Raw genomic sequence first — 6,120 nt, 5'->3', positions numbered from 1 at the left:
CAGAATTTTATAGTGCTTTCTTCTATTTTTGAGACTTTTTGCCCAGCCTCTTTTTTAGTTCATCAATGAATTTTTCAGTATCCTTTAAAAGTTATCATAAGAAAACCGGTAAAAAGTCAAATAAAATCGTTATGATGGTGTTTTTTTTATGGAAGGGCTATAATGGAAATAAATAATGTGTTATGATAACTGTGAATATTAAAGAATATTAGGGTGAGGTGTATCCATGTCAATGAAACAAAGAATCTTAATTATTGAAGACGAAAAAAATTTAGCACGTTTTGTGGAATTAGAACTACAGCATGAAGGATATGAAACGAAAATTTGTTTTGATGGACGTAGTGGACTTCAATCAGCAACGGATGAAGATTGGGATGTTATTTTATTAGATTTAATGTTACCAGAACTAAATGGATTAGAAGTTGTACGTCGTCTTCGCCAAGTAAAGAAAACTCCAATTATTATTATGACTGCCAGAGATTCTGTAATGGATCGAGTGACTGGTTTAGATCAAGGGGCTGATGACTATGTTGTGAAGCCTTTTGAAATTGAAGAGATTTTAGCGAGAATTCGTGCATTGTTTAGAAGACTAAGCATCGAAGAAGAAGCGCGTGTGCAAAAACAAACGATTTTAGAATATCGTGATTTAGTCATTGAAAAAGAAAACCGTACAGTCCGTCGTAATGGAGAATTAGTAGATTTAACAAAACGAGAATATGAATTATTATTAATGTTAATGGAAAATATTAATGTTGTTTTATCTCGAGAAGTTTTATTAAACGAAGTATGGGGATATAAAATGGAAGTTGAAACAAATGTAATTGATGTATATATTCGTTATTTAAGAAATAAAATTGACGTTCCAGGTCGTGAAAGTTACATCCAAACTGTTCGAGGAACAGGTTATGTAATGCGTCGTTAATCAGACATAATGGAGGAAATCATGAAGTTAAAACATGAAGAAACTTCCGTTGGAAAAAAATGGTGGTTGATTATTTCGACCACTATTTTTTTACTATTAATAATGGTAATTGTTGGATTTATAGGATTTGAAATACAACATTATCAAAGTCAAGAAGTAGCACTAACGGAAAAATACCGTGAACAATTAAATGAAAAATTATCAGAGTATGAATCTCCCATTACAGCTGCAAATGTTTTAGCTGTTTTAAATCAAAATAATAGTTATCAAAAAGATAAAGATGGGATCTACCAAAAGAAATTTTATACAAATGATCAGCAGTTTAATGTACAAGTCTTTGGTACGAATCGAAAAGAAATTTTTAAAACTCAAACATGGAATGATGGAGAAGCTATTGGAACAGAATCGAAAACACAAATAAAAATTTTAAAAAATGGTAAAAAAATTGTTCAATCATCAGTTCCTATTTTATCAAATAAGACGAGAGTGTTATTAGGATATTTATCGATTACCAATCGCTTAGTAAATACGCAGCAATTAAATCAAGATTTAAATCAATTAGCCATTTATGCGATTGCAGTATCTATGTTTCTTGCTATTGCATTAGGGTATTTTTTATCAAATCAAATGACAAAACCCATTAAAAAAATTCAAGAAATTATTTCATCGATTAGTGAAGAGAATATTGCGACTAAACGTTTAAGTATTTCGAATAAAAATGATGAGTTTACAATCGTGTCAAAGCATTTTAATGAATTATTAGATAAAATTAGTTTTTATATCGAACAACAAAAACATTTCGTAGAAGATGTTTCTCATGAATTAAGAACACCTGTTGCCATAGTAGAAGGGCATTTAAAATTATTAAACCGTTGGGGGAAAGATGATCCAGAAGTTTTAGAAGAATCCCTTCAAGCTTCACTATTTGAATTAGGAAGAATGAAAACTTTAGTACAAGAAATGTTAGATTTATCAAGGGCTCCTCAAGTAAAGGAACAATATAAAGATGCTACGACTAATGTAACGGATGTTGTTAGACAAGTCGTTCATAATTTTGAAGTATTGTATCCTGATTTTACATTTGTATTTGATGATGATTTGAAACGACAATTATGGGTTCCAATTTATTTAAATCATTTTGAGCAAGTAGTCATTATTTTAATGGATAATGCAGTTAAATACTCATTAGATCGTAAGGAAATTATTATTAGCTTGTCAAAAGGAGAGGAACATGTCGAAATTGCTGTACAAGACTTTGGAATGGGGATGACGGAAGAGGATCGTAAAAAGATATTTTCAAGATTTTATCGTGTGGATAAAGCTCGTTCTAGAGAAAGAGGCGGTAATGGTTTAGGATTATCGATTGCAAAAGAATTAACGGAAAGCTATAATGGTGAAATTTCTGTTTCAACTGTACTAAATCATGGTTCAATTTTTCGTATTACATTACCTTTAACAAAAAAGAAAAAGGATTAATTTATGGAAAAAGAAAAAAATAGGGCAATTCATTTTGAAGTAGGTAATAAACAAGAGATTAGAAAGATAGCGAAAACTGTATTAATGAATCTCACAAAAGAATCTCGAAAGTTACAAGAAACTCAAGTGATTCGTTATCTTTCTGAAATTCCGCAATGGAAAGAAGCCAAAATAATTGCATTAACAAAATCTATGGAGATAGAATTTTCGACTGAGAATATTGTGACATTAGCGAGAAATCAAGGGAAACAGATTGTCGTTCCAATCACATTTTTGAATCGTCAAATGCGTTTTGCTTATTGGTATCCTCAAACTGAATTTGGGAAGAATTCGTTTGGAATAGAAGAACCTATCGATCCAATTTGGGTGAATGAAGAGGAAATTGATTTAGTCATTGTTCCAGGTCTTGCCTATTCAAAAAAGAGAGAACGTTTAGGCTTTGGTGGCGGATATTATGATTGTTTTTTATCTCAAGGGGAATATGATACAGTGAGTTTAGCCTATATGGAACAAGTCTATGAAACGGCACTATGGGATGTTGAAAAATTTGATATTCCCGTAGAATGGTTAATTACAATAGAAGGAGTGATTCACGTAAATGAATTATTGGAAAAAAGAAAGATATAAGCGATTGATTCTTCAAAATTTAACAGTAACGAATGGATTTTTATTACTTCAAATTATTTTATTTCTATTAATGACAGTAAGTGGAGGATCCACTAATCCGTCCGTATTAGTTTATTATGGTGCAAAATATAATCCTTATATTGTCTTTCTGCATCAATATTGGCGATTTGTGACTCCAATATTTTTACATATTGGTTTGGAACATGTTTTAATGAATAGTATCTTTTTATATTTTTTAGGAAATCAATTGGAAAGTATTATTGGTTCAGGAAGATTTTTTATCATTTATTTATTAAGTGGAATCATAGGAAATGTCGCAAGTTTTGCTTTTAGTCCGTCCATTTCAGCTGGTGCAAGTACGTCCTTATTTGGCTTATTTGGTATTATCTTATATTTATCTACAAAACATGGATATATTCGATTTTTCAAGGAATTAGGGATGCAATATAAGGCTTTATTGATCATGAATTTAGCTTCAAGTTTTTTATTAAGTAGAGTGGATTTGTATGGACATATTGGTGGCTTAGTTGGTGGTTATTTAGCAACAGCTATTTTTTCATTTAGTGGTGATCGATATACAAAAGTTTATCAAAGAGTTATTTTTGCTGGTCTATATACTATTGTATTTATGGTCTTATTTTTCATAGGTACAAAAAAAGTAGTACTATGAAATCATTATATTAACTGATATACTATAAATAACATGAATACGTTTTATGAGGTGAAGAATATGAATAAAAAAATTATCGGAATTGATTTAGGAGGTACCTCAATTAAATTTGCTATTTTAACGCAAAATGGTGAGATTCAAGAAAAATGGTCTATTCCAACAAATATTTTGGATGAAGGAAGCCATATTGTACTAGATATTATTCAATCGATTAAACATCATTTTGAGTTACTTGGGTTAACAAAGGAAGATTTTTTAGGAATTGGTATGGGTTCTCCAGGTGTAGTGAATCGCCAAGAAGGAACTGTTATTGGTGCATATAATTTAAACTGGAAAACATTACAACCGATTAAGCAACAAATTGAATCAGAACTAGGTTTATCTTTTTACATTGATAATGATGCGAATGTGGCTGCTCTAGGAGAAAAATGGGTTGGAGCAGGAAATAATGAACCAGATGTTGTTTTTGTAACACTAGGAACTGGTGTTGGTGGTGGAGTCATTGCTGGTAACCAATTAATCCATGGATTTAGTGGTGCTGGTGGTGAACTAGGTCATATCGCCGTTGATTTTGATGATCCAATTGCTTGTACATGTGGTAAAAAAGGTTGCCTAGAAACTGTAGCAAGTGCAACTGGTATTGTGAATTTAACTCGTCGCTATGCAGAACAATATGCTGGAGATTCAGAGTTGAAAGCAAGAATTGATGATGGACAACTAGTTACTGCAAAAGATGTTTTTGATTTAGCAAAAGAGCAAGATAGATTAGCATTAATTGTGATTCGTCATTTCTCCGAATATTTAGGTGTAGCATGTTCTCATATTGCCAATATCTTAAATCCATCAAGAATTGTGATTGGTGGTGGGGTGAGTGCTGCTGGAGAATTTTTATTAACAGGTGTTCGTGAAGAATTTGAAAAAAATGTTTTCCCTCCAATTAAGGATTCAACGGTTTTAGCATTGGCTGAATTAGGAAATGATGCTGGAGTTATTGGAGCAGCTTCATTAGTATTAATTGGAAAATCATAATAAGAGAGGTAGTATAATATGTTATTTTGGATTGTTTGGAGTATTTTAGCAGTATATGTTGCGTATATTGCGGTATTATTTTGGATGCGTCGTAGTTCGGCTGAAACTTTAGATTCTGAAGAATTTAGTAAAGATTTACGTCATGTTCAATTGATTGATTTACGTGAAAAAGATGAGTTTAGAGCGGGACATATTTTAGGAGCTAGAAATATTCCTTATTCTCAATTTAAAGATCGCATGTTTGAGTTGAGAAAAGATCAACCGATTTATTTATATGAGCAAGGGATGACGATTTCTGGAAGAGCAGCGTATCGTTTAAAACGTAAGGGTTATTCGAATATTTTCATTTTGAAAAATGGATATGATGCATGGAAAGGGAAGGTCAAAAAAGGATATTAAGGATTAAAATAGACTTTATCTGATGTAGCAAGGGACGGCAGCAGCTTCGCAAGGCGAATCTCATGCCTAAAAATCGAGCCTAAGGTCTCGATTTTCCCCGAGTAAGAGTAGCCAACGTGGCTACTCTTACGCTTGCTACCTCGAAAAGTCTTTTTAATTTGGCGTGATTTGATGAGAGTCCGTTAGCAATGAGACTTTGTCTGTTGTAGCAGAGGACGCCAGTAGCCAGCGGAGCTGTCTCTTGGCTAAAATTTGAACCTAAGGTCTCAAATTTTCCTTGTACTAGAAGCTAAAGTAGCTTCTAGTACTCATGCTACCTCGAAAAGTCTTTTTTTTGTTGAAAAAAATCGTTTTTCCTAATTGACAAAGGGAAAAAATTCCTTTATACTGTTGACAATTTGAATAACTCATCTTTAATGTGATCCAGAGAGGTCAGCAAAGAATTTATAACTTTTTGATGAGCAACTCATTCTCAAATGAAAGGAATTGATGTCGCAAAAAGATTTTATTAGTCAGTAATGTTTCGTAACAAAAAGAAATAAATAGAATATCTTTTTAAAATAGTCCAGAGAGGCTAACAAGGGATTGAATTTAACGTTACAAGCTTATTTGAGTATAGAGTTTTTATATCATCATTCAAATAATAACTTAAATTTAAAAATAAAATCAGGATACCTTGTAGTCTTTAGATTACAAGGTATTTTTTTATAAACAGGAGGAGGAAATTTTATGAAAAATATTGTAAAAATGTCAGATTTAACAAATGAGGAAGTGTTCCAATTAATTCAAAGAGGATTAGAATTAAAAAATGGGAAGCACGTTGAAAGTAGAGATGACCTATATGTAGCTAATTTATTTTTTGAAAATTCTACTCGTACAAAACATAGCTTTGAAATTGCAGAGTATAAACATAAATTAAAAGTAATTAATTTTGAAGTGGCGACTTCTTCTGTGAATAAAGGTGAAACATTATACGATACTTGTAAAACTTTAGAAA

General features: G+C 31.7%; 6 protein-coding genes and 1 pseudogene. All 7 read left to right on the top strand.

What is annotated here, in order from left to right; translation table 11 throughout:
• Positions 1-232 precede the first annotated feature (232 nt).
• On the top strand, positions 233-922 hold the full coding sequence (locus RYL55_RS08225) for a response regulator transcription factor (protein WP_315008577.1): 690 nt from the start codon (positions 233-235) through the stop codon (positions 920-922).
• A 21-nt stretch (positions 923-943) separates the two neighbouring features.
• Positions 944-2,398, top strand: coding sequence for a HAMP domain-containing sensor histidine kinase (locus tag RYL55_RS08220; protein WP_315008576.1), 1,455 nt, complete (start codon positions 944-946; stop codon positions 2,396-2,398).
• Between the two features lie 3 nt (positions 2,399-2,401).
• Positions 2,402-3,025: a 5-formyltetrahydrofolate cyclo-ligase gene (locus tag RYL55_RS08215; protein WP_315008574.1), complete on the top strand. Its 624-nt coding sequence runs from the start codon at positions 2,402-2,404 to the stop codon at positions 3,023-3,025.
• On the top strand, positions 2,997-3,695 hold the full coding sequence (locus RYL55_RS08210; protein WP_315008572.1) for a rhomboid family intramembrane serine protease: 699 nt from the start codon (positions 2,997-2,999) through the stop codon (positions 3,693-3,695). Before RYL55_RS08215 ends, RYL55_RS08210 begins: the two co-directional genes overlap by 29 nt.
• Positions 3,696-3,755: 60 nt before the next feature.
• Entirely contained in the window at positions 3,756-4,724 is a 969-nt protein-coding gene (locus tag RYL55_RS08205) for an ROK family glucokinase (protein WP_315008570.1), read from the top strand.
• 18 nt (positions 4,725-4,742) lie between these two features.
• A complete protein-coding gene (locus RYL55_RS08200) occupies positions 4,743-5,123 on the top strand; it encodes a rhodanese-like domain-containing protein (protein WP_315008568.1) in 381 nt (126 codons plus the stop codon).
• Between the two features lie 729 nt (positions 5,124-5,852).
• A pseudogene (locus RYL55_RS08195) lies at positions 5,853-6,120 on the top strand (aspartate carbamoyltransferase); the annotation flags it as partial.

The organism is uncultured Granulicatella sp. (assembly GCF_963515615.1).
Classification (GTDB): domain Bacteria; phylum Bacillota; class Bacilli; order Lactobacillales; family Aerococcaceae; genus Granulicatella.
The sequence above is the reverse complement of the archived record's forward strand: the minus strand, read 5'-3'. Positions and strand labels throughout refer to the sequence as shown.